The 21,663-nt window shown below is 66.8% G+C and carries 21 protein-coding genes; 12 read left to right on the top strand and 9 right to left on the bottom strand.

Annotated features, from left to right (window positions below):
* Positions 1-17: 17 nt before the first annotated feature.
* The 5 genes from DFR51_RS11395 to DFR51_RS11375 all read right to left on the bottom strand — a co-directional run bounded on the left by DFR51_RS11395 (position 18) and on the right by DFR51_RS11375 (position 4,161).
* Positions 18-629, bottom strand: coding sequence for a DUF4230 domain-containing protein (locus DFR51_RS11395; protein ID WP_160119058.1), 612 nt, complete (start codon positions 627-629; stop codon positions 18-20).
* The gene (locus tag DFR51_RS11390; protein WP_121051182.1) at positions 626-1,525 is read right to left on the bottom strand and encodes an MBL fold metallo-hydrolase; all 900 of its coding nucleotides are present in this window, start codon (positions 1,523-1,525) and stop codon (positions 626-628) included. The genes DFR51_RS11395 and DFR51_RS11390 overlap by 4 nt, the downstream gene beginning before the upstream one ends.
* A gap of 37 nt (positions 1,526-1,562) precedes the next feature.
* Positions 1,563-2,780 (bottom strand): acyl-CoA dehydrogenase family protein, encoded by a 1,218-nt coding sequence (locus tag DFR51_RS11385; protein WP_121051180.1) that lies wholly within the window; start codon positions 2,778-2,780, stop codon positions 1,563-1,565.
* A 12-nt stretch (positions 2,781-2,792) separates the two neighbouring features.
* Positions 2,793-3,887 (bottom strand): acyl-CoA dehydrogenase family protein, encoded by a 1,095-nt coding sequence (locus DFR51_RS11380; protein ID WP_121051178.1) that lies wholly within the window; start codon positions 3,885-3,887, stop codon positions 2,793-2,795.
* A 76-nt stretch (positions 3,888-3,963) separates the two neighbouring features.
* A complete protein-coding gene (locus DFR51_RS11375) occupies positions 3,964-4,161 on the bottom strand; it encodes a DUF1192 domain-containing protein (protein ID WP_121051176.1) in 198 nt (65 codons plus the stop codon).
* Positions 4,162-4,236: 75 nt separating this feature from the next.
* Here DFR51_RS11375 and DFR51_RS11370 point away from each other — a divergent pair, with 75 nt between their 5' ends.
* The 10 genes from DFR51_RS11370 (at position 4,237) to DFR51_RS11325 (ending at position 13,185) form a co-directional block, all read left to right on the top strand.
* The gene (locus DFR51_RS11370) at positions 4,237-5,259 is read left to right on the top strand and encodes an NAD(P)H-quinone oxidoreductase (protein ID WP_121051174.1); all 1,023 of its coding nucleotides are present in this window, start codon (positions 4,237-4,239) and stop codon (positions 5,257-5,259) included.
* Positions 5,237-5,857: a glutathione S-transferase family protein gene (locus DFR51_RS11365; protein ID WP_121051172.1), complete on the top strand. Its 621-nt coding sequence runs from the start codon at positions 5,237-5,239 to the stop codon at positions 5,855-5,857. Before DFR51_RS11370 ends, DFR51_RS11365 begins: the two co-directional genes overlap by 23 nt.
* 115 nt (positions 5,858-5,972) lie before the next feature.
* Positions 5,973-6,824 (top strand): UDP-2,3-diacylglucosamine diphosphatase, encoded by an 852-nt coding sequence (locus DFR51_RS11360; protein WP_121051599.1) that lies wholly within the window; start codon positions 5,973-5,975, stop codon positions 6,822-6,824.
* Positions 6,825-6,834: 10 nt separating this feature from the next.
* Positions 6,835-7,854, top strand: coding sequence for a glycosyltransferase family 4 protein (locus DFR51_RS11355; protein WP_121051170.1), 1,020 nt, complete (start codon positions 6,835-6,837; stop codon positions 7,852-7,854).
* Positions 7,855-7,958: 104 nt separating this feature from the next.
* Positions 7,959-8,585 carry a DUF1013 domain-containing protein gene (locus tag DFR51_RS11350; protein WP_121051597.1) on the top strand — a complete coding sequence of 209 codons (627 nt, stop codon included), beginning with the start codon at positions 7,959-7,961 and terminating at the stop codon, positions 8,583-8,585.
* A 51-nt stretch (positions 8,586-8,636) separates the two neighbouring features.
* On the top strand, positions 8,637-9,731 hold the full coding sequence (locus tag DFR51_RS11345) for an MBL fold metallo-hydrolase (RefSeq protein ID WP_121051168.1): 1,095 nt from the start codon (positions 8,637-8,639) through the stop codon (positions 9,729-9,731).
* Positions 9,721-10,407 (top strand): HAD-IA family hydrolase, encoded by a 687-nt coding sequence (locus DFR51_RS11340; protein WP_243445513.1) that lies wholly within the window; start codon positions 9,721-9,723, stop codon positions 10,405-10,407. Before DFR51_RS11345 ends, DFR51_RS11340 begins: the two co-directional genes overlap by 11 nt.
* Positions 10,408-10,433: 26 nt before the next feature.
* Positions 10,434-12,128, top strand: coding sequence for a long-chain-fatty-acid--CoA ligase (locus DFR51_RS11335; RefSeq protein ID WP_420853139.1), 1,695 nt, complete (start codon positions 10,434-10,436; stop codon positions 12,126-12,128).
* Positions 12,129-12,139: 11 nt separating this feature from the next.
* Positions 12,140-12,781, top strand: coding sequence for a maleylacetoacetate isomerase (gene maiA / locus DFR51_RS11330; RefSeq protein WP_121051166.1), 642 nt, complete (start codon positions 12,140-12,142; stop codon positions 12,779-12,781).
* A gap of 2 nt (positions 12,782-12,783) precedes the next feature.
* Positions 12,784-13,185, top strand: coding sequence for an EVE domain-containing protein (locus DFR51_RS11325; RefSeq protein ID WP_121051164.1), 402 nt, complete (start codon positions 12,784-12,786; stop codon positions 13,183-13,185).
* A gap of 137 nt (positions 13,186-13,322) precedes the next feature.
* Here DFR51_RS11325 and DFR51_RS11320 read toward each other — a convergent pair whose 3' ends face one another.
* On the bottom strand, positions 13,323-14,756 hold the full coding sequence (locus DFR51_RS11320; RefSeq protein WP_121051162.1) for an amidohydrolase: 1,434 nt from the start codon (positions 14,754-14,756) through the stop codon (positions 13,323-13,325).
* A gap of 154 nt (positions 14,757-14,910) precedes the next feature.
* Here DFR51_RS11320 and DFR51_RS11315 point away from each other — a divergent pair, with 154 nt between their 5' ends.
* Positions 14,911-15,915 (top strand): threonine aldolase family protein, encoded by a 1,005-nt coding sequence (locus tag DFR51_RS11315; RefSeq protein WP_121051160.1) that lies wholly within the window; start codon positions 14,911-14,913, stop codon positions 15,913-15,915.
* Positions 15,912-16,847, top strand: coding sequence for a DMT family transporter (locus DFR51_RS11310; RefSeq protein WP_121051158.1), 936 nt, complete (start codon positions 15,912-15,914; stop codon positions 16,845-16,847). The genes DFR51_RS11315 and DFR51_RS11310 overlap by 4 nt, the downstream gene beginning before the upstream one ends.
* On the opposite strand, the gene DFR51_RS11305 is transcribed toward DFR51_RS11310, so the two are convergent.
* The 3 genes from DFR51_RS11305 to DFR51_RS11295 all read right to left on the bottom strand — a co-directional run bounded on the left by DFR51_RS11305 (position 16,844) and on the right by DFR51_RS11295 (position 21,637).
* Positions 16,844-18,508, bottom strand: a complete 1,665-nt coding sequence (locus DFR51_RS11305) for an MFS transporter (RefSeq protein WP_121051591.1) — start codon at positions 18,506-18,508, stop codon at positions 16,844-16,846. The genes DFR51_RS11310 and DFR51_RS11305 overlap by 4 nt on opposite strands.
* A 61-nt stretch (positions 18,509-18,569) precedes the next feature.
* Positions 18,570-20,843: a xanthine dehydrogenase family protein molybdopterin-binding subunit gene (locus tag DFR51_RS11300; protein ID WP_121051156.1), complete on the bottom strand. Its 2,274-nt coding sequence runs from the start codon at positions 20,841-20,843 to the stop codon at positions 18,570-18,572.
* The gene (locus DFR51_RS11295; protein ID WP_121051154.1) at positions 20,840-21,637 is read right to left on the bottom strand and encodes a Rossmann-fold NAD(P)-binding domain-containing protein; all 798 of its coding nucleotides are present in this window, start codon (positions 21,635-21,637) and stop codon (positions 20,840-20,842) included. The genes DFR51_RS11300 and DFR51_RS11295 overlap by 4 nt, the downstream gene beginning before the upstream one ends.
* Positions 21,638-21,663 lie beyond the last annotated feature (26 nt).

The following is a 21,663-nucleotide window of genomic DNA, read 5'->3' as shown; positions in this document are numbered from 1 at the left end:
ATACTCCTGGGGTTCTTCTATAGTGCGTAGCCGCTCTCGTCCGGGAAGCGGACAATGACGCGGGCATCGATTCCTGCCGCCGCGAGCGGCAATGCAAAGCCGCGCTCGACGGCGGTGCGTGCCGAACTGCGCGCAAGCTCTCTCACAAGAGTGGTGTCGGCCTCCTTGAGCACGGCCGTCCTGATCTTGCTCCGGTTGGCGGCGTCGATGACCTCCTCGGCATTGCCGAGCGCCATCAGGATCGTGCCGCCGCTGTATTCGCGGATGTTCGCCATGTCGACCTGCGGTTCGTCGAGCTGGATGTCGGGCAGTCGCACCGTCATCACGCGCGAACCTTCGTCCCAAACGATGTCGTCGCGACCGAGCTTCGAATAATCGATATCGTAACGCACCGTGGCGGGCACGATCAGCGTCTTTTCCGCCGAAAGGCCCAGCTTTTCCACGCGCGTCGAAACCGTCACCGTGAAGCGCCCGGCGAACACGGTCAGCTTGTTCTGTGCGCGGATCGCATCAAGGCTGGCGGCGGCGATGGACTGCGCATCCACCGGCTTCACTTTGTCGCGACCCAAGAACCACGCTGCGAGCGCGCCGAGCAGCAGCCCGGCGAGGAGCGTCAGAACGGTTTTCACGCGACCTTCTCCCACACATCTCCGTCCGCGTTTACCACGCCGCGCGCCTGAAGGTCGATGAGGTGGGCGAGGACCGATCGGCCCGCTGCCGGATGCAGCCTGGGGTCGACTGCGGCGTACATGCTGGCCACGAGATCGGGGATCGCCTTCGGACCGCCGTCGAGCAGACGCAGAATCTGGCCCTCGCGCTGGCGGCGGTGCGCGATGTAGCCGCGTACCAGCCGCTGCGGCTCGGTAACGGGCTCACCGTGCGTCGGGTAATAGATGCGGTCGTCGCGGCCCTGCAGCAGCTTCAGGCTGGCCATGTAGTCGCTCATGTCGCCATCCGGCGGCGTCACGACGCTTGTCGACCAGCCCATCACATGGTCGCCGGTGAACAGCGCCTTTTCCTCGTGAAGCGCGAAGCACAGGTGGTTCGATGTGTGGCCGGGGGTGTGCACGGCCTCCATCGTCCAGCCGCCGTCCGCCCATGTGCCGCCGGGCACGACCTCGCCGTGCGCGAGCACACGGTCGGGGGTGTAGGTGCTGTCGAAGGCGGCGTCGGTGCGGGGGCCGTCGTCTTCCAGCACCAGCGGCGCGCAGCCCACGACCTCGGCGCCGCTCAGCGCCTTCAGCCGTACGGCGAGCGGGCTGTGATCGCGGTGCGTGTGGGTGATGAAGAGGTGGCTGATCGTCTCGCCCGCTGTGGCGGCGAGGATGGCGTCCAGATGCGCGTCCTCGTCCGGGCCGGGGTCGATCACGGCGACCTTGCCGCTCCCCACGATATAGGTGCCGGTGCCGAGGAAGGTGAACGGACTCGGATTCCGCGCAAGCACGCGGCGGACGAGCGGCGATATACGCTCGCTTGCGCCATAGGGTGCGGCTTCGATCGCGGCCTTGATGTCCATTGTTCCCATGTGGCAGCGCGAAGCGCCGCTGCCAAGGGCAGACGCCCTATAGCGGCACGATCTCGTTGAAAGGTGTGTCCTTGTCGGGCCGCAAATCGCCCGGCAGGCCAAGCACGCGCTCGGCGATGATGTTGCGCAGGATCTCGTCGGTGCCGCCCGCGATGCGGAGGCCCGCGGACCACATGTAGGCGCCCTGCAGGCGCTGCAGGTCGCTGTCCTTTTCGCCCGCCGCGAAGCCTGCGCTTTCGGACAGATCGAGCGCGAAGGCCGCCATGTCCTGCATGGTTTTCGCGACGACGACCTTGGAGATCGATTGCTCCGCGCCCGGCGTCTTGCCCTGCGAAAGCGCGGAAAGCGCGCGCATCTGCGTGAGCTTCACGCCCTCATCGCTGATGTAGGTGTCGGCGATGCGGGCGCGGACGTCCATGCGTTCGATCGCGGGGCCCTGTTCGGTGTCGATGCCCTTCGCAAGCTCCATCAGCGTGCGCCAGCCGGGCGAATTGCGCGGCTTGCCGCCGACCGCGAGGCGCTCGTTCATCAGCGTGGTGAGCCCGGCCTTCCAGCCGTCGCCGACCGCGCCGATGCGCCATGCGTCGGGTACGCGCACGCTATCGAAGAACACTTCGTTGAAGTCCGCGCCGCCCGACATTTGTTTGAGCGGCCGCGCGTCGACGCCCGGCGCGTGCATGTCCACGATGAACATGGTGAGGCCCTTGTGCTTGGGCGCGGACGGATCGGTGCGGGTGACGATGATGCCGTAGTCCGAAAGGTGCGCGAAGGTCGTCCACACCTTCTGGCCGGTGATGATCCAGTCGTCCCCGTCGCGCACCGCCTTGGTGCGGATGCCTGCGAGGTCGGAGCCGGCGATGGGCTCGGAGAACAGCTGGCACCAGATTTCGCTCCCCTCCAGCGCCTTCGGCACGAAGCGTTCGATCGCTTCCTTCGGGCCGTGCGTGAACACCGTGGGGATGCACATGCCGAGACCGATCGAATAGAGGCCGGTCGGCGCGGCGGATTTCGCCTCTTCCTGCCCGAAGATGATCGCGTTCATCGGCCCGAGGCCCTGCCCGCCGAACGCCTTGGGCCAGGTGAGGCCTGCGTAGCCGGCTTCGTATTTCTTTTTCTGCCAGCTTTTCTGGCGGGCGACGAACTCGTCCTGCGATTTCGGTTCGGGCAGGCCTTCGTATTCCTTCGCCGCCTCGGCGATCCAGGCGCGGACCTTGGCACGGTATTCGGCTTCCTGCGGGGTGTCGTTGAAATCCATGTCTTGTCTCCCTCAGGCGGCAGCGCGGTTGCGCTGTTCGAGCGCGCGCACCAGCCGGTCCGCCCAGAACGCGCGGCTGCCGAGCGCGGCACTGATCTGCCGGGCGCGGCGGTAGTAGAATTGGCAGTTCGATTCCCACGTGAAGCCGATGCCGCCGTGCAGCTGCACATTCTCCTCGGCGGTGAAGCGCACGGCGTCGAGGCTCGCGGCGCGCGCGGCGGCGGCGGCGTGGCGCAGCTCGTCGGCATCCGCCGCGAACGCCCATGCACCGTAGAGCGCGTGGGCGCGGGCGAGTTCGAGCTTGATGTACATGTCGGCGCACTTGTGCTTGACGCCCTGATAGCGGCCGATGCGCTGGCCGAAGGCGACGCGGTCCTTCGCGTAGCCGACGGCCATTTCCATTGCGGCGCTCGCCGTGCCGATCGCTTCGAACGCAAGGATCACGGCGGCGCGATCGAGGAAGCGTTGGTAGTCTGCGGATGTGCCCAGAGGTTCGGCGGGGGTGCCATCAAGCGTGATCGTGCCGTGCTTGCGGACGAGATCGAGCGTCGCGGCGGGCGCGACGGCGGCGTCTTTCAGATCGACGAGCCAGAGCGCCGGACCGTCCTCTCCTGCGGTGGTCACGACCGCGAGGCTCGCGGCGAGCGCGTCTGCGACCGGGGACTTCGTGCCCGTGAGCCTGCCGCCCTCAGCGCGTGTCGCGGGGATCACGGCGGGCGAATTCGCGCCTTCGCCCCATGCGTAGCAGGCGATGACGCTGCCTTCCGCGATGCCAGGCAGGTATTTCGCCTGCTGCGCTTCGGTCCCGGCAAGAAGCAGCGCCTCGGTTACGAGCAGCGTCGAGAGGAAGGGGACGGGCGCCAGGCTGCGGCCGAATTCCTCGGCGAGCACGCAGCTTTCCTCGGGCGACAGGCCGACGCCGCCGTGCGCCTCCGGCACGCGCGCGGCGGTGAGGCCGAGGTCGACGACCTGCCGCCACAGCGCTGCATCATACACGGCTTCAGAGTCCATGATGCGCCGCGCCGCGTCGGGGCCTGCGTTCTCCTTCAACATGCGGCGCGCGGATTCGCGTAGCGCCTTGGCGTCGTCCGAGAAATCGAAGTTCAAGAAACCCTCCCACGGTTGTTGAGCGAAGCATGTGCCGCTGAGGCGGCGCGCGCATCCCGTGACTTGTGAGAGGCGTCTATTTTCGTGCGAAAAGCGCGTCAGCGGCGGATTTCACGCTGCCCGCCGCGGTGAGCTTGGCGCGCGTTCGACCGATCTCGGCTTCAAGCGCGGCGATGCGCGCCCTGAGTTCGTCCTGCGACAGCGGATCGAGATCCTGCCGCGTAAGCAGGGTCAGCGGATCGTCTTTCGTTTTCGGCAGAAAATCGTCGTCCATAGGGTTAACCCGTGTCTGGAATGGCCGCGCAATCTGCGCTAGAGGGGCGCCGCGAACAAGGGGGAGGATGACGTCATGGCCGGGGTTCCAGTGGACATGATCGCGATCGACCCCGAAGGCCCCGGCGGCCCCGAAGTGCTCGTCCCCGTCCAACGTCCCGTCCCCGTGCCGAAGGACGGCGAAGTGCTCGTGAAGGTCGCAGCGGCGGGCGTGAACCGGCCCGACGTGCTGCAGCGCCTCGGCCTGTATCCGATGCCACCGGGCGCACCTTCGATACCGGGGCTGGAGATCGCGGGCGAAATCGTCGCTTTGGGCAGCGGAACCGGGCGTTTGCAGATCGGCCAGCAGGTGTGCGCGCTCGTCGCGGGTGGCGGCTATGCGCAGTATTGCACGGTCCCCGAAGGCCAGTGCCTGCCGGTGCCCGAAGGGCTGACGCTCATCGAGGCGGCGAGCCTGCCGGAGACGTATTTCACGGTGTGGTCGAACCTCTTCGAGCGCGGCTACGGCGCCCCGGGCGAAACCGCGCTGATCCACGGTGGCACGAGCGGTATCGGCGTCACCGCGATTTTGCTCTGCAAGGCGTTCGGGCTCACGTCGATCGTCACCTGCGGCAGCGCGGAAAAATGTGCGGCGGCGCTGGCGCTCGGCGCGGATCACGCGATCGATTACAAGGCGCAGGATTTCGTTGCCGAGGTTGCCGCGATCACCGGCGGGCGAGGCGTCAATCTCGTGCTCGACATGGTGGGCGGCGATTATCTCGCGCGCAACGTCAAATGCCTTGGCGAAAGCGGGCGTCATGTGTCGATTGCGTTCCAGCGCGGCCAGACCGGCGAGCTCGATCTCGGCGCGGTCATGCGCAAGGGACTGATCCTGACGGGATCGATGCTGCGCCCGCGCAGCATCGAATATAAATCGCTGCTTGCCGACAGCCTCGCCGCCGATGTCTGGCCGCTGTTCGCGGGCGGTGGCTTGAAGGCCGTCGTCGACCGGGTCTTCCCGCTGGAAGCCGCGGCGGACGCGCATCGTTATCTCGAATCCGGCGAACACGTAGGCAAGGTCGTACTGGAGATCGCGCATGGACAGGCTGACGCTGCATGAAGACCCGGTTTCGGGCAATTGCTACAAGATCCGCCTGACAGCGGCGCACCTCGGCTTGCCGCTGGAGCGCAAGCTCTACGACATCCGCAAGGGCGAGACGCGCACACCCGCCTATCTTTCCACGGTGAACGCGAACGGCCGGGTGCCCGTGCTCCAGGTGGGTGAGCGCTACCTGCCGGAATCGAACGCGGCGATCTTCTACCTCGCCAAAGGCTCGGCATTGATCCCGGCCGACCGCTGGGACGAGGCGGACATGCTGCGCTGGATGTTCTGGGAACAGTACAACCACGAGCCCAATATCGCGACGCTGCGCTTCTGGCTCGCTTACGTCGGGCGCGACAATCTCTCCGATGCGCAGCACGCACAGATCGACAGTAAGCGCGCAGGCGGCGAAGCGGCGCTGAAACTGATGGACGAGCATCTGACGCATCGCCAGTGGTTCGTGGGGAACAGCTTCAGCCTCGCCGATATTGCGCTCTATGCGTACACGCACGTTTGCGAGGAAGGCGGCGCATTCGACCTGACAGGCTACCCGCGCGTGCAGGGATGGCTCGCGCGCGTAGCAGGTCTAGCGGGGCATATCCGCATCGATTCCTGACATTGTACGAGCGCGACTCGCGCAAAACCTTCATAATTCGGCCTGCAAACCGTAACGCAACATCGCGATACGCTGGCGCGCAAACAGCCGTCCGCCAGTGGAGGTCGACTTGAATATGTTTGCGCCCGGCGAGTTCGCCGAACGTGTCGCGTCGCTTCGGCCGAGTGAACCCGAAGTGCGCAGGAGCGATCGCCGCCGTTACCGCACGATCTGGATATCGGATGTGCACCTCGGCACGCGCGGCTGCAACGCCGACCTGCTCATCGATTTCCTCGACAGCGTCGATTCCGACACGCTCTATCTCGTCGGCGATATCATCGACGGGTGGCGGCTGAAGAAGAGCTGGTACTGGCCCGCCAAGCACAACGACATCGTCTGGCGCCTGCTGAAGCGCGCCAAGCGCGGCACGCGCGTCATCTACATTCCGGGCAATCACGACGAGGTGTTCCGCCAGTTCACCGGGCTCAGCTTCGGGGGCGTCGAGATTCGATCGAAAGCCATTCACGAAACCGCCGACGGCCGTCGCCTGCTCGTGCTGCACGGCGACGAGTTCGACGCCGTGGTGCTCTACGCGCGCTGGCTCGCGTTCCTCGGCGACGCTGCATACGAAATGCTGATGAAGCTGAACACGGTCGTCAACAAGGTGCGCGCGCGGTTCGGCATGCCCTATTGGTCGCTTTCCAAGCACGCCAAGCACAAGGTGAAGAATGCGGTCGAGTTCATCAGCCGCTTCGAGGAGGCCGTCGCGAAGGCGGCTGGCGACCGCCAGCTCGACGGTGTCGTCTGCGGGCACATTCACACCGCCGAGGAACGGCAATTCGGCGACGTCGTCTATTACAACGACGGCGACTGGGTCGAGGGTTGCACCGCGCTTGTCGAGCACTTCAACGGCACGATGGAAATCCTGCACTGGGCCGACGAGATGAACGCGCGCGTGCTTCCCATGCAGCAAGCAAACGCGGCCTGAGCCCGTTTCCATGCGCATAGCGATCGTCACCGATGCGTGGGAACCGCAGGTGAACGGCGTGGTGCGCACGCTTCAGATGGTGCGCGGCGAGCTGGAGCGCGCCGGGCATACGGTTCTGGTGCTTTCGCCTGACGCGTGGCCCTCGCTGCCCTGTCCGGGCTATGGAGAAATCCGGCTTGCGCTCGCAACGTCCGGCCAGGTCGGGAAACGGCTGCGCGCCTTCGTCCCCGATGCCATCCATATCGCCACCGAAGGAATGCTGGGTCTTGCCGCAAGGCGATGGTGTCTGCGCTCGGGACTGCCGTTCACGACCGCTTATCACACGCATTTCCCAGATTATGTGTCCGCGCGTACCGGCCTTCCGGCTGCGTGGTTCTGGCGGTACGAGCGCTGGTTCCACGGCCCCGCCGAGAGCGTTCTCGCCGCGACGCCAAGCCTGCGTGCGCAGCTCGCCGCGAAAGGCATCGGCCCGACGGCGCCGTTCGGACGCGGCGTCGACCTTGCGAATTTCTCGGCGGACAGCGCGCCGCACGCGGCCTACGAAGCGCTCCCCCGGCCAATCCAGCTTTATGTGGGACGGATCGCGGTGGAAAAGAACATCGAGGCCTTCCTCGCCACGCACCATCCGGGCACACGCGTCGTCGTGGGAGACGGCCCGGCGCGAAAGGCGCTCGAACGAAAGTTTCCCGACGTGATCTTCCTCGGCGCGCTGCGCGGCCCGGCGCTCGCTTCGGCCTATGCGGGCGCGGACGTGTTCGTGTTCCCAAGCCGCACCGATACGTTCGGCATGGTGTTGATCGAGGCGCTCGCCTCCGGCGTTCCCGTGGCGGCCTATCCGGTGCAGGGGCCGATCGACATCGTGACGCCCGAGACGGGGTGTCTCGATCAAGATCTCGGCGCGGCCATCGCCGGCGCGCTCGGCAAGGATCGTGCTGCGTGCGCCGATTATGGCCGAAGTTTCAGTTGGGAACGCGCTGCCGCCGAGTTTCGGTGCGCGTTGGTGCCGCTAAAACCCTTGATCGCAGCCTGAGGCGTGCCTATAGTTTAGAGGTTCGGCCGCCCCCCAAAGGGCGGCCCTTTTATTTCGCTCTTTCGAGAAGAGGCGCATTCGCCATGGCCCAGAATTATCCACTGATGCCGCACGCGACCGCTGCATGGCTGGTCGACAACACGGCGCTCACCTTCTCGCAGATTGCCGATTTCTGCGGGCTGCATGTGCTTGAAGTGCAGGCGATCGCCGACGAGACAGCCTCTGCAAAGCATATCCCGCGCGATCCGATCCGTGCCGGCGACCTGACGCAGGCCGAGCTCGACAAGGCCCAGGCGAACCCCGCGCACAGCCTGGTGCTGCAGAAGGGGCCGGAGCAGCAGCGCCGCACCAAGGGGCCGCGCTACACGCCGGTTTCGAAGCGGCAGGACAAGCCGGACGGCATCGCCTGGATCGTGCGCAACCATCCTGAGATCACCGACGCGCAGATTTCGCGCATCATCGGCACGACGAAGACGACGATCTCGGCGATCCGCGACAAGACGCACTGGAACATCCAGAACATTACGCCCAAGGATCCGGTGACGCTCGGCCTCTGTTCGCAGCGCGAACTCGATGCGCTCGTCGCCGTGGCGGCGAAGAAGGCGGGTATCGAGCGCGTCGACATGACGTTCGATCACGACCGCGACGAGCTTCTGGAAGAGCTGCGCAAGGAGCGTGCCGAAGCGGCCCGCGCCGCGCAGGAAGCGCTGGACGAAGCCGATCAGGGCTGACGTTTCCGGGAGGTCGCTGCGGCGCGCCGCGCGGCCTAAGCCGGTGCGGTCATGACGACTGAACCCATCGGCGACGCATCGCTCGCGGACCACGCGCTTCCACCCGACGAGGGCGAGGAGCGGCGCGGGCTGTTCTACCCGCTTGGCCGCTGGGCGCCGCCTCCAGACAAGTTGCACGAGATCGCGCCGGGCGTGTTCTGGCTGCGGATGCCGCTGCCGATGAGCCTCGACCACATCAACCTCTGGGTGCTGGACGACGGCGACGGCTGGGCGATCGTCGATACGGGGCTTAACACCGAAGGCTGCAAGGGCGTGTGGCGCGAGCTGCTCGCCGGGCCTCTGGCAGGGAGGCCGGTCACGCGCGTCATCGTCACGCACTATCACCCGGATCATCTGGGGCTTGCGGGCTGGTTGACTTACAAGAGCGGTGCGCCGCTGGTGATGGCGCGCACCGAATATCTGATGGCGCGGATGCTGACGCTCGACATCGCCGATGCGCCGCCCGATCAGGCCGTTGATTTCTACCGCGCCGCCGGATGGCCGGATGCGGTGCTGGAAAGCTTCCGCAATCGCGGTTGGGGCCGCTTTTCCCGCGCCGTCTCGCGCCTGCCATCGAGCTTCATCCGCATCGCCGACGGCGACGTGCTGCGCATCGGCGGGCGGGCGTGGCGCATCGTGGTGGGACGCGGGCATACGCCCGAGCACGCCTGCCTCGTCGCTGACGAAGACGGGCTGATGATCGCGGGCGACCAGGTGCTGCCGCGCATCACCTCCAACGTGTCGGTCTATTCGACCGAGCCCGAGGCCGATCCGCTCGGCGACTGGCTTGCGAGCATCGAGAAGCTGCGCGGGCTCGATCACGAACTTTACGTGTTCCCCGCCCACAACGAGCCGTTCCGGGGGCTGCACGCAAGGCTCAACCAGCTTGAGGCCGATCATCATCAGAAGCTCGACGCGCTGGAGGCGTTCATCGCGACGCCGAAGCGCGCCCACGATTGTTTCGGGGTGCTGTTCCGCCGTCCGGTCGGCGACGACGAGATCATGATGGCGACGGGCGAGACGCTGGCGCACCTGCATTATCTGGAGCGGCGGGGCCGTGCGGTGCGTGCGCGGACGGACGGAGTGGACTGGTATCGTGCGGCCTGAGATCGCGGCGGTTCTGTGGGACTTCGGCGGCGTCATCACGTCTTCGCCGTTCGAGGCCTTCAATCGATACGAAGCGTCGAGGGGTTTGCCGCGCGATAGTATCCGGCGGATCAATGCCGCGGACCCCGACCGAAACGCCTGGGCGCGGCTGGAACGCAGCGAAATCGATGCAGACACGTTCGACGCGCTGTTCGCTGAGGAAGCCGCGGCGCAGGGGTATCAGATCGCGGGGCGCGATGTGCTGAGCCTGCTCGCGGGCGATATTCGCCCGGCGATGGTCGCGGCGCTCGATATGCTGAAGGACGCGGGTTTTCGGCTCGGCTGCATCACCAACAACGCCAAGGTCGGACGCGGCGCGGGCATGAGCGCGGATCCCGAGAAGGCCGCGGCCGTCGCGGCGATCCTCGCGCGGTTCGAACATGTGATCGAAAGCGCGAAGGTCGGCGTGCGCAAGCCCGATCCCAAAATCTACCGCATGATGTGCGACGCGCTGGGCGTGGCGCCGGAGGCGTGCGTGTACCTCGACGACCTCGGCATCAACTGCAAGCCCGCCGCCGCGATGGGCATGGCGGCGATCAAGGTGACGAGCGAAGCACAGGCACTTGCCGATCTCGCGCGGCTCACCGGCCTCGAATTCCCCGGATTTTCAGCGAAAGTTCAGACACAGGCGCTATAGTCGCGCAAAACGCATTGCGGGAGAGGATGATGCCCGGCGGCATGGATTGGATGCAGAACTACGGCCATCCGGTGCCTTGGGATCTGACGCTGGAGCCGATGCCGGTCCACCGGATTCTGGAGGACGCCGCCGCGCGCACGCCGGACGCCGCCTGCATCGATTTCCTTGGCCGCATCTATTCCTATGCCGAGATCGCGGAGGCGGTGAACAAGGCGGCGCGGGGGTTCCAGATTCTCGGCGTGCGGAGGGGCATCAAGGTCGGCCTCTTCCTGCCGAACTGCCCGCAATACGTGATCGCTTACTATGCAATCATGAAGGCGGGCGGCACGGTGGTGAACTTCTCGCCGCTCTACACGGCGGACGAGCTTCGCCATCAGGTGGAGGACAGCGAGACGGACATCATGGTCTGCCTCGACGTCGCGCAGCTTTACCCGACGATCGCCGAGGTGCTGGAAAGCTCGCGCCTGCGCTGTCTTGTCGTGGGTTCGCTCGCCGACGTTCTGCCTACAGGCAAGGCGCTGCTCTACCGCGTGTTCAAAAGCCGCGAACGTTCGAAGGTAAAGGCGGACCTGCGGCACATCCACTTCTCCAGTCTGCTCGAAAACGATGGGCTGGAAGACGCGCCCGAGATCGACGTCCACGGCGACATCGCGCTGCTGCAATATACGGGCGGCACCACGGGGACGCCCAAGGGCGCGGTGCTCACGCACGCGAACCTTTCGATGAACGCGCAGCAGGTGCAGGCGATCGACCCCGAACCGGACATCGAAGACCGCATCCTCGGCGCGCTGCCGCTGTTCCACGTGTTCGCGAATACGTGCGTGCTCAACCGCACCGTGCTGCGCGGGGGCGAGATGGTGCTGCTGCCGAAGTTCGAACTGGGCCTCGCGCTGGAGACGATCCAGCGCCGCCGCATCACCGCGCTGCCCGGCGTGCCGACGATGTACCAGGCATTTCTCGACAGCCCGAAGATCGCCAAATACGACCTCACCTCGATCCGCGCGTGCATTTCGGGCGGCGCGCCGATGGCCGCCGAACTGAAGGCCCGGTTCGAGGCGAAGACGCAGGCGAAGCTGGTGGAAGGCTATGGCCTTACCGAAAGTGCGGGTGTGGTTTCGGTGAATCCCTACGAGACCGGAGGCAAGCCCGGCTCGATCGGGCAGCCGCTGCCCGGCACACGCATTGTCATCGTGGACAAGGACGACCCTTCGAAACCTCCGGCGGAGGGCGAACCCGGCGAGATTACCGTGGCGGGCCCGCAGATCATGCGCGGCTACTGGAAGAAAGAGGCGGCGACCGCTGAAGCGTTCATCGATGGCCGGCTGCGCACGGGCGATGTCGGCTACATCGACGCGGACGGTTATGTGTATGTTGTCGACCGGCTGAAGGACATGATCGTCGTCGGCGGCTTCAAGGCGTTCCCGAGCCAGCTTGAAGCCGTGCTCTACAAGCACGGGGCCGTGAAGGAGGCGCTCGTGATCGGCGTGCCCGACGCGTACCTGGGTGAGCGGCCGAAGGCGTTCGTGACGCTGATGCCCGGCGCGGACGTGACCGATGCGGCGCTGCTCGATTACCTGAACGCCCACGTCGGCAAGCACGAGCGCGCGGTCGGCGTGGAAATCCGCGAGAGTCTTCCCAAGACGATGATCGGCAAGCTTTCCAGAAAGGAACTGGTCGCCGAGGAACGCGCCCGCTACGAAGCGGCCCGAACAGCAAGCTGAAAGGGGCGAACATGTCGCGCGTGCTTTACGGATACTGGCGCTCGTCGGCATCCTACCGGGTGCGCATCGCGCTCGGTCTCAAGGGGCTCGACTACGAGAGCAAGGGCATTGATCTGCGCACGGGCGCGCAGGGCGGCGTCGGCTTCAAGCTGCTGAACCCGCAGGGCTTCGTGCCCTATTTCATCGACGGTGATGTCGGACTGAACCAGAGCCTCGCGATCCTCGAATATATCGACGAGATGTATCCTGAGCCCTCGCTCCTCTCGGACGACCCGGTGAAGCGCGCGCGTATCCGCGCCGCCGCGCAGATCATCGTGTGCGACATCCACCCGGTCGATAACCTGCGCGTGCTCAAATATCTGAAGACGGAGATGGGACAGGAGCAGGAGGCGATCGACGACTGGTATCGCCACTGGATCGAGGAAGGCTTCAAGCCGCTCGAAGAGATCGCGGAAGGCTCGCCCGGCCCGTATCTGTTCGGCGATCAAGTGACGCTCGCCGACGTGTGCATCGCGCCGCAAATGTATAACGCGCGCCGTATGCGCACTGACCTTTCGCGCTTCCCGACGCTCGTGGAGATCGACAAGGCCTTGATGAAACTGCCCGCGTTTCTTAACGCTCGCCCCGAGGCGCAACCGGACGCGGATAGTTGATCATGGCATATTGGCTGGTGAAGACCGAGCCCACCAAGTGGAGCTGGGACGATCAGGTGAAGGCGAAACGCACGCACTGGAACGGCGTGCGCAACGCGCAGGCGCTCGGCAACATGCGCGGCATGAAAAAGGGCGACCTCGTGTTCTTCTACCATTCGGTGGAGGGCAAGGAGATCGTGGGCATCACGAAGGTGGTGGCCGAATTCTACCCCGACCCTGACGACGAGAAATCCGGCCTCGTCGACCTCGAAGCGGTGAAGCCGCTGCGCACGCCGGTGACGCTCGCCGCGATGAAGGCGGACGACCGGCTGAAAGACCTCGCGCTCATCCGCCAGTCGCGGCTTTCGGTGATGCCGATCGACGAGACGGCCTGGAGCATTATTTCGGGAATGGGTGGGGTTTGATGTTCCTCTCCCGGTTGCGGGAGAGGATACGGAGCGTTGGCCCTAGGCCCACGCGCAGTTGGTGAGGGCGGCCCTCACCCTCCCACCGCTTCGCGGCAGGCCCCTCCCTCTCCCGCAAGCGGGCGAGGGGGAGTGCCTTACTTCCCCGGTGCGTTGCGGTAATCGAGGGGCGGGGTGCGGTCGCCCACGAGGGAGTGGTAGACGAAATCGGGGCCGCGTCGCTCGGCGAACTCCTCCTTTGCCGCCGCGATCAACTCGGGTTTCTGGAACAGGTCGATCGCGGTGAGCGCCAGCACCTTCGCGGCATTCTGCATGCCCTTCATGCCGATCGAGGTGCCGCCTGCCGCCACGGCCTGCCAGCTGTGCGCGGGCGTGCCGGGCACCCATGTCGCGGTGGAAAAGCCCGCGGTGGGCACCGTCCACGAGACGTCGCCGACATCCGTGGAGCCCGCTTCGTGGCTTTCCTTCATCGGCTCGACGAGCGCGGCGTCGGAGAGCTTGGCTTTCGTCTGCCCGAGCGTCGGGATGATCTTCTGGGCGAACGCGGTGTCCTCGGTCGTGTAGAGCACGCCGCCGACCTGGCTCAGTTTCGCATGGACGAGCGTTTGCAGCGTGCGGTTCGGGAGCAGCGGCAGCGCGCCGTGGATCACCTCGTAATCCACCGTGGTGCCAGTGCCGAGCGCGGCGCCTTCCGCCGTCTTCACCAGGCGCTCGAAGGTCTCGCGCACCACTTCGGCATCGGGATTGCGCACGTAGTAGAAGGATTCGGCGAAGTCCGGCACCACGTTCGGCGCGTTGCCGCCGGCGGTGATGATGTAGTGCATCCGCGACTTCTCGGGCATGTGCTCGTGCATCATGTTCGCCATCATGTTCATGGCCTCGACACCGTCGAGCGCGGAGCGGCCGCGTTCGGGCGCGCCCGCGGCGTGCGCTGAAATGCCGTGGAAGCGGAACTTGCCGGACTTGTTGCTGTTCGAGGTCTGAACATCGGCGCTGTTTTCCGATGACGGATGCCAGTGCAGCGCGATGTCGACATCGTTGAACAGGCCTTCGCGTACCATGTAGACCTTGCCCGCGCCGCCCTCTTCGGCGGGCGTGCCGTAGAAGCGGATCGCGCCTTTCGCGCCGTTTGCCTTCATCCAGTCCTTCACCGCGATGGCGGCGGAAGCGGAGGCGACGCCGAACAGGTGATGCCCGCAGCCGTGCCCGGCGGTCACGTCGCTGCGTATGGTCTTCGCGGGGTCCGCCGTCTGGCTGAGGCCGGGCAGCGCGTCGTATTCGCCCATGATGCCGATGACGGGACCCGTGCCGTTCGACCAGGTGGCGGTGAATGCCGTGGGGGCGCCAGCGACACCCGCCTTCACGTCGAAACCCGCGTCCTTCAGCCGCTTCTGCAGAAGCGCCGACGAGCGCGCCTCCTGATAGCCGACTTCGGCGAAGTTCCAGATCGCCTTGGCGGCGGCTTCGTTCGCGGCGCGGTCCGCATCAATGCGCGCAAGCGCGGCATTGGTTTCGGCGGCAGCGGCAGGCGCGGCGGCAAGCAGCACGGCGGCAACAATCGGTTTCAGCATGGTTTTCCTTTTCCAGCCCTGTTTCCGGCTCTCGCCGGATTCAATTTTGAATTCATATTCTGTTTCATGTTTGATTTGTGCACGCGACCATAATCGACTGGCGGGCCAGCGCCAGTGTTGACCAAGCGCAAGGAGCGGCTTAGCGGCTCGCAGAATGTATTTCGTCTCCGACAACGCCGCCGCCGCCTGCCCCGAGGTGATCGAAGCCGTCCTCGCCGCCAACACGGGCGTTGTGGGCACGTATGACGGAGACGCGCTGACGCAGCGCCTCGACGGCGTGTTCGGTGACTTTTTCGGCCATGCGTGCCGCGTGTTCGTCGTGGGATCGGGAACGGCGGCGAATTGCCTTGGCCTCGCCGCGATGGTGCCGCCGTGGGGCGCGATCGTCTGCAGCCGCGAGGCGCACATCCAGGTGGACGAAGCCGGGGCACCCGCCTTCTTCAGTGGCGGGGCGTCGCTGATCCTCGCCGAAGGTGCCGCCGCCAAGCTGACGGTGGACGCCGTGCGCGCGGCGGTGGCCGGGATGCGCGGCGACGTGCACCAGGTGCAGCCGTGCGTGCTTTCGATGACGCAGGCGACCGAATACGGCTGCGTCTACACGCCGGACGAAGTGGCGGCGCTTGGCGAGGAAGCGAAGCGGCGCGGCTGGCGGCTCCATATGGACGGTGCGCGCTTCGCGAACGCGCTCGTGCACCTCGGCTGCGCGCCCGCCGACATCACGTGGCGCGCGGGGGTGGACATGATGAGCTTCGGGTTCATCAAGAACGGCGGCATGTCTGCGGAGGCGATCGTGGTGTTCGACCCCGCGCTCGCCGGAACGCTGCCGCACCGGAATAAGCGCGCGGGGCAGATGCCTTCGAAGGGGCGCTATGCTGCCGCGCAGCTCCTCGCGATGATCGAAACGGGCGCCTGGGAACGCAATGCCGGCGCCGCGAACGCCGCTGCGGCGCGTCTCGCTGTGGCGGCGGGCGACCGGCTGCTCCACCCCGTGGAAGCGAACGAGCTGTTCCTGCGCGCGTCGCCGGAGGACTCCGCGGCGCTGCGCGCGAAAGGCTTCGAATTCTATGACTGGGCGCCGGGCGAAATCCGGCTGGTAACCGCCTGGGACACGCCCGAGGCGCATGTGCAGGCGCTCGCCGCCGCCCTCTCCGAACTGTGACGCCAAGCGGCGTTTCCCGTGTCGTCCTGCCGTTCGCGGCGGTCACGCTCATTTGGGGAACGACTTGGTATGTGATCAAGACGCAGCTTGGCGTCGTTCCGCCGCAATGGTCGGTGACGTATCGATTCGCCGTGGCCAGTGCGCTGATGTTCGGGGCTTGCATCCTCATGCGGCGGACGCTGCGATTTCCGCCCTCCGCGCACGGATTTTTCCTTCTGCTCGGCCTCCTGCAGTTCGCGGGCAATTTCAACTTCGTCTACCAGGCGAGCCGCAGCGTCACTTCGGGACTGATCGCGGTGGTGTTCGCGCTGCTGGTGGTGCCGAACACGCTGTTCGCCTGGCTTTTCCTGAAGCAGCCCATCAGCCGGCGCTTCATGATCGGCGCGGGGCTCGGCATCGTCGGCGTCGCGTTGCTTTTCCAGCGGGAACTGACGGAGACGGGATGGAGCGGCGCGTTCGCGACCGGCCTTGCGCTCACCGGCTGCGCCGTCATCGTCGCTTCGATTTCGAACGTGATGCAGGGGACCGTGCGCGCGCGCAGCTATGACATGTTCGGAATGCTCGCGTTCGCGATGTTCTACGGCGCGCTCATCGATGCGGTTGCTGCGTGGGTGACGAGCGGGCCGCCTGTCGTGGAATGGACGCCCCTCTATCTGGGCGGCGTCTTCTACCTCGCCGCCTTCGCCTCGGCGCTCGCCTTCGTGCTCTATTTCAACGTCATCCGCATCGTCGGGCCGGCGTGGGCCGGTTATACGAACGTGCTCGTCCCGTTCATCGCGATGACGATCTCGACAATTCTGGAAGGCTACCGCTGGACGCCGCTCGCTGTGGCGGGGGCGGTGCTCACCATCGTCGGCCTCGTCATCGCGCTTCGCGCGCGCAGCGTGCCTGCGGGAACTGCCGCGGCGGGCGGCACGACGGGGCGCAGCTAGCCCGACTGGGACGGATCGGTGATCGGCCCGGCAAGCTCACGCGCGCTCGGCAGGCGGAGACCGGGCAGAACAGCGGTCTGACGCTCGATCATCCGGTGCACGCGCGGCGGCTCCTCACCCGTATGCAGCGCGCGCAGGCGGTGGGTGTTGTCCGCGTCGGCATTGGTACGGCGCTGGTTGTGGCGGATGTAATCGAGCCAAGTCGGCACATGGTAGCGCTCGATCCAGAGCTCGGGATCGCCGAGATCGCGCAGCAGCGTCCAGTGCCGCGCGCCGTCACGCATGCGGATGCGGCGGCGCTCGCTCATCACTGTGAGAAATTCGCGGATGCTTGTCTCTGGGATGCGGTAGTCGATTGTGACCACCACGGGGCCGGAGCGAGGCTCGACCGGCACCGCGACTTCGGGTTCCCTCCAGCGCGCGATGGGATCGAGGTCGAGATCCTTTACCTCTGGCAGCGGCCGCGCGATGCCAAGGAGAAGCCCGAGCAGGAGGAGCGTGGCCGAGACCATCAGCGAGGTGCGCACATCGACCATTCCGGCAAGCTCGCCGAACGCCCACGCTCCGATCGCCATACCGCCGAACGCCCACATCTGATAAAGCGCGAGCGCGCGCGCCACGACCCAGCGCGGCGCCGACATCTGCACGGTGACGTTGAACGTCGACAGCGCGAGCACCCATCCGCCGCCCGCGAGAAACAGGCCCAGCATGGTGAGCGGCATCGCAGGACTGAACGCGGTGATCGCCGTGCCGGCGGCGAATGCCGCGATGGAAATGCGGACGATCCATTCGCTCGAGTGTGTTCTGCGCAGCCGGCCGCTCGACAGGGCGCCTCCGATCGCGCCGATTCCGAAGGCGCCGAGCAGAAGCCCGTAGGTCAGGGCGCCGCCCGAAATGAGATGGCGCGCGACGACGGGCATCAGCGCGGGCACGGCGCTCGCCGCGATGCCGAACACCGCCGCGCGCAGGAGCACGGCGCGAAGCGTCGGCGACATGGCGACGTAGCGGACACCCGCCGCCATCGCATCGAACAGTCCCTCGCGCGGGAGTGTCCGCGGCGGGCGCTGCGGACGCCAGCGGGCGAGCACGGTGATGAGGCCGATGTAGCTGAAAGCGTTCACGGCGAAGGCCGCAGCAGCGCCCGCCGCCGACACGATCGCGCCGCCGATCGCGGGACCGAGACTGCGCGCGATATTGAAGTTCATCGAATTGAGCGCGACCGCTCCGGGAAGCGCGGCGCGCGGCACCATGTCACCGACGGAAGCCTGCCACGCGGGGCCATTCAGCGCCGTGCCGCAGCCGATGAGGAAGGTGAAGGCAAGCAGCAGCCACGGCGTGATGAGCCCCGCCCATGTGCACACGGCAAGCCCCACCGACACGGCGAGCATGAAGCCCTGCGCGGCCAGCATCACGAGCCTCCGGTCCCGGTTGTCGGCTATCGCGCCCGCCGCGAGCGACAGCAGCATGATCGGCAGCGTAACCGACGATTGCACGAGCGCAACGAGCGCGGGCGATGTGGTGAGCGTTGTCATCATCCACGACGCGCCGACCGACTGGATCATGCCGCCGAAGTTGGAAACAATGCTGGCGATCCACACCGTTCGATAGATCGGGATGGCAAAGGGGCGCGTGGCAGCGGGATCGTCGAGACTGTCGGGCATAATGCGGGGCGCGGCCACTATGGACGCGTAACGCCTGTACCGACAACGTTTAAGTGCTGGATCAGGCCGCTGTGCGGTGGGCGAGTTCGCGGCAGATGCGCCAGAGTTTTTCGGGGGTGGCGGGCATGTCGACTGGGGTGCCGTCCAGCGCGTCGACGATGGCGTTCATGATGGAGGGCATGGCGCCGATCGTACCGGCCTCGCCGCAGCCTTTGGCGCCGAGCGGGTTGTTGGGGTTCGGCACCGGGCGCGACGCGAAGGTGATGGCGCGCGGCATGTCGTCGGCGCGCGGGATGCCGTAGTCCATGAAGCTGCCGGAGAGGAGTTGGGCGCTTTCATCGTAGACGACGTCTTCGAGAAGCGCCTGCCCCAGCCCCTGTGCGATGCCGCCGTGCACCTGGCCTTCGACGAGCAGCGGGTTCACCAGCGTGCCGAAATCATCGACGACGTCGTAGCGCGCGACACGCACGCGGCCCGTCTCCGGATCGACCTCCACCTCCGCGACGTGACAGCCGTTGGGGAAGGTCGGCGTGGGTTTTTCTTTCGCATAGCGCGCGCGTGTGTCGAGCGTTCGCGGGTGGCGCGCGGCGAGTTCGGCGAGGCTCATCGTCGCGTTCGAGCCGCGCGCCCGCAAAACACCCGCGTCGAAATCGACATCCTCGCCGAGATCGGCGCGGGCGAGATCGCGCGCCTTCTCGATGATCGTGTCCGCCGCTTCTATGAGCGCGCCGCCGCCCCACACCATCGAGCGCGAGCCGCCGGTGCCGCGCCCGACCTCCAGCCGCGCGGTGTCCCCCTGTACGATGCGTACCTGATTCATCGGCACGCCGAGCCGTTCGGCGAGTACCTGTGCGTAGGACGTTTCGTGGCCCTGCCCGTTCGATTGCGTGCCGACCGCCGCCTCGATGGTGCCGTCTGCGAGAAAGCGCACGTCCGCGAATTCGTCGAGATCGCTGCCGCCCGCGATCTCGACATAATAAGCCGCGCCGCGTCCATAGCGCAGCCCGCGCGCTTCCGCTGCCGCGCGGCGGGCGGGAAAGCCGGTCCAGTCGGCCTTTTCGAGCGCGGCGTCGAGCAGCGCCGGGAAATTGCCGACATCGAAGGTGAGGCCGAGACCGTTGGCGTGGGGCAGCTCATCAGGGCGCAGAAGATTGCGGCGGCGCAGATCACCCGCATCGCGGCCCGTCTCCCGTGCCGCCGTTTCGATGAGACGCTCGACAAGATACGTCGCCTCGGGCCGCCCCGCGCCGCGATAGGCATCGACGGGCGCGGTGTTGGTGACGACGCCGTGGACGTGGTTGTGCATCACCGGAATGCGATAGACGCCGCCGATGATGCGCCCGCCCGCCATCGTCTGGATCGCCGGGCCGAACTGCGCCTGATAGGCGCCGAGATCGGACCAGCTTTCCACCGCGAGCGCGAGGAAATTGCCCTCGGCATCGAGCGCCAGCGCGGCCTCCGACAGAACGGCGCGGCCGTGCGAATCGGTCTGGAACGCATCGGAGCGCTCGCCGGTCCACTTCACCGGACGCTTCAGATGTTCGGCGGCATGGAGGACGAGGCCATATTCGGGGTAGAGGAACACCTTGAGCCCGAAGCCGCCGCCGACATCGCCGGTGATGACGCGCAGCCGCTCCGGCGCGCACTTCAGGATCTCGCGGCTGAGCGTCTTGTGCATGGCGGCGACGCCCTGACTGCCGACGGTGAGCGTGAGGCCGCTCTCGTCCGACCATTCGGCGAGCGCTGCGCGGACCTCCATCGAGGTGGGGGCGACGCGGTTCTGCACGATCCGCAGGCGCGTGACGTGGGCGGCAGACGCGATGGCTGCGCGCGCGCCGGGTTCATCCCCGACATGCCAGTCGAAAACGCGATTATCCGGGGCGTCTTCCCAGATCGCGGGCGCACCGGGTGCGAGCGCGGCGTCGATTGTCGCGGCGGCGGGCAGCTCCTCGTAATCGACGACGACGGCCTCGGCAGCAGCGCGCGCGGCCGCGCGCGTTTCGGCGACCACGAACGCGACGCCGTCGCCGACGAAGCGCACGATGTCCTTCGTCAGCAGCGCCCGGTGCGTTTCTATGCGGCCGGGGAGGGATACGAGGCAGGGGATCGGGCCATAGTGCGCGATGTCTTCCGCCGTGTAGATCGCGAGCACGCCGGGCATGGCGCGCGCGTCGGCGGTGTCGATGCCGAGGATGCGCGCATGGCCGTAGGGTGAGCGCACGGTGACGCCGTAGGCGGTGCCGTCTGGCTGGAAATCGTCGGTGTAGCGGCCGCGCCCGGTGAGCAGCCGTTCGTCTTCCACCCTGCGAGGCGATTGGCCGACGCCGAATTTCATGGACACTCCTCCCGAAGACAGGCGCGAAGGCCGGATCGATAATCAGGATAGCGAAGCCGGATGCCGAGGTCGCGCTTCATCTTGCCGTTCGCGATGCGGCGGCTCTCCGCATAGAAGGCGCGCGCCTGCGGCGAGAGCGCGGCCCCGGCGAGCGGCACGAGCGGCGGTAGCGGCGCGCCCGCGAGTGCGCAGGCGAACGCGGTGACGGCGTGGCCGGGCGCGGGTTCGTCGTCCGCGATGTTCCAGACGCCGGGCGGCGCAGCGAACGCGGCGATGACGCCGGCCACGATGTCGTCGACATGGATGCGGCTGAACACCTGCGTGCCCGCGTCGATGCGCTGTGCCTTCCCTTCGCGCACGCGGCCCAGCGCCGATCGGCCGGGGCCGTAGATGCCGGGCAGGCGCAGCACGCGTGCGCCGATCTTCTGCCACGCGAGATCGGCAGCGGTGCGCGCGCTGCGGCGGCCATGTCCGACGGGCGCCGTTTCATCCACCCACGCGCCGCCGGTGTCGCCGTAGACGCCGGTGGAGGACAGGTAGCCGCGCCACGCGCCGGAGGCGGCGAGCGCCGCGCCGTGCCGCGCGAGCACCGGGTCGTGATCGGCTTCGGGAGGCACGGAGGACAGGATGTGCGTTGCGGTGGCGATGGCGTCCGCCATGCCGGGATCGTCGGCTGGGAGGATGCCGGGCCGTGCGGTGCGCGCCGTGCCGGTCACGGCCCAGCCTTCGCGTTCCAGCGCCGCGCGCAGGCGCGATCCGGTGTAACCCTGGCCGAGGATCAGGAGGTGAGGCATGGCGCCTTCTTAGCGTGCACGGAAGC

This window comes from Sphingosinicella microcystinivorans (assembly GCF_003634215.1).
Taxonomy (GTDB): domain Bacteria; phylum Pseudomonadota; class Alphaproteobacteria; order Sphingomonadales; family Sphingomonadaceae; genus Sphingosinicella; species Sphingosinicella microcystinivorans.
Note: the sequence above shows the minus strand (reverse complement) of the source record. Positions and strands in the feature narration are given on the sequence as shown.

What these genes read in the sequence shown, in the direction of transcription:
- DFR51_RS11305 (WP_121051591.1), bottom strand. Translation starts at nt 18,508, where the DNA reads ATGCCCGACAGTCTCGACGATCCCGCTGCCACGCGCCCCTTTGCCATC.
- DFR51_RS11385 (WP_121051180.1), bottom strand. Translation starts at nt 2,780, where the DNA reads ATGGATTTCAACGACACCCCGCAGGAAGCCGAATACCGTGCCAAGGTC.
- DFR51_RS11315 (WP_121051160.1), top strand. Translation starts at nt 14,911, where the DNA reads ATGTATTTCGTCTCCGACAACGCCGCCGCCGCCTGCCCCGAGGTGATC.
- DFR51_RS11365 (WP_121051172.1), top strand. Translation starts at nt 5,237, where the DNA reads ATGGACAGGCTGACGCTGCATGAAGACCCGGTTTCGGGCAATTGCTAC.
- DFR51_RS11375 (WP_121051176.1), bottom strand. Translation starts at nt 4,161, where the DNA reads ATGGACGACGATTTTCTGCCGAAAACGAAAGACGATCCGCTGACCCTG.
- DFR51_RS11335 (WP_420853139.1), top strand. Translation starts at nt 10,434, where the DNA reads ATGATGCCCGGCGGCATGGATTGGATGCAGAACTACGGCCATCCGGTG.
- DFR51_RS11300 (WP_121051156.1), bottom strand. Translation starts at nt 20,843, where the DNA reads ATGAAATTCGGCGTCGGCCAATCGCCTCGCAGGGTGGAAGACGAACGG.
- DFR51_RS11355 (WP_121051170.1), top strand. Translation starts at nt 6,835, where the DNA reads ATGCGCATAGCGATCGTCACCGATGCGTGGGAACCGCAGGTGAACGGC.
- DFR51_RS11295 (WP_121051154.1), bottom strand. Translation starts at nt 21,637, where the DNA reads ATGCCTCACCTCCTGATCCTCGGCCAGGGTTACACCGGATCGCGCCTG.
- DFR51_RS11320 (WP_121051162.1), bottom strand. Translation starts at nt 14,756, where the DNA reads ATGCTGAAACCGATTGTTGCCGCCGTGCTGCTTGCCGCCGCGCCTGCC.
- DFR51_RS11345 (WP_121051168.1), top strand. Translation starts at nt 8,637, where the DNA reads ATGACGACTGAACCCATCGGCGACGCATCGCTCGCGGACCACGCGCTT.
- DFR51_RS11350 (WP_121051597.1), top strand. Translation starts at nt 7,959, where the DNA reads ATGCCGCACGCGACCGCTGCATGGCTGGTCGACAACACGGCGCTCACC.
- DFR51_RS11325 (WP_121051164.1), top strand. Translation starts at nt 12,784, where the DNA reads ATGGCATATTGGCTGGTGAAGACCGAGCCCACCAAGTGGAGCTGGGAC.
- DFR51_RS11390 (WP_121051182.1), bottom strand. Translation starts at nt 1,525, where the DNA reads ATGGGAACAATGGACATCAAGGCCGCGATCGAAGCCGCACCCTATGGC.
- DFR51_RS11360 (WP_121051599.1), top strand. Translation starts at nt 5,973, where the DNA reads ATGTTTGCGCCCGGCGAGTTCGCCGAACGTGTCGCGTCGCTTCGGCCG.
- maiA (WP_121051166.1), top strand. Translation starts at nt 12,140, where the DNA reads ATGTCGCGCGTGCTTTACGGATACTGGCGCTCGTCGGCATCCTACCGG.
- DFR51_RS11370 (WP_121051174.1), top strand. Translation starts at nt 4,237, where the DNA reads ATGGCCGGGGTTCCAGTGGACATGATCGCGATCGACCCCGAAGGCCCC.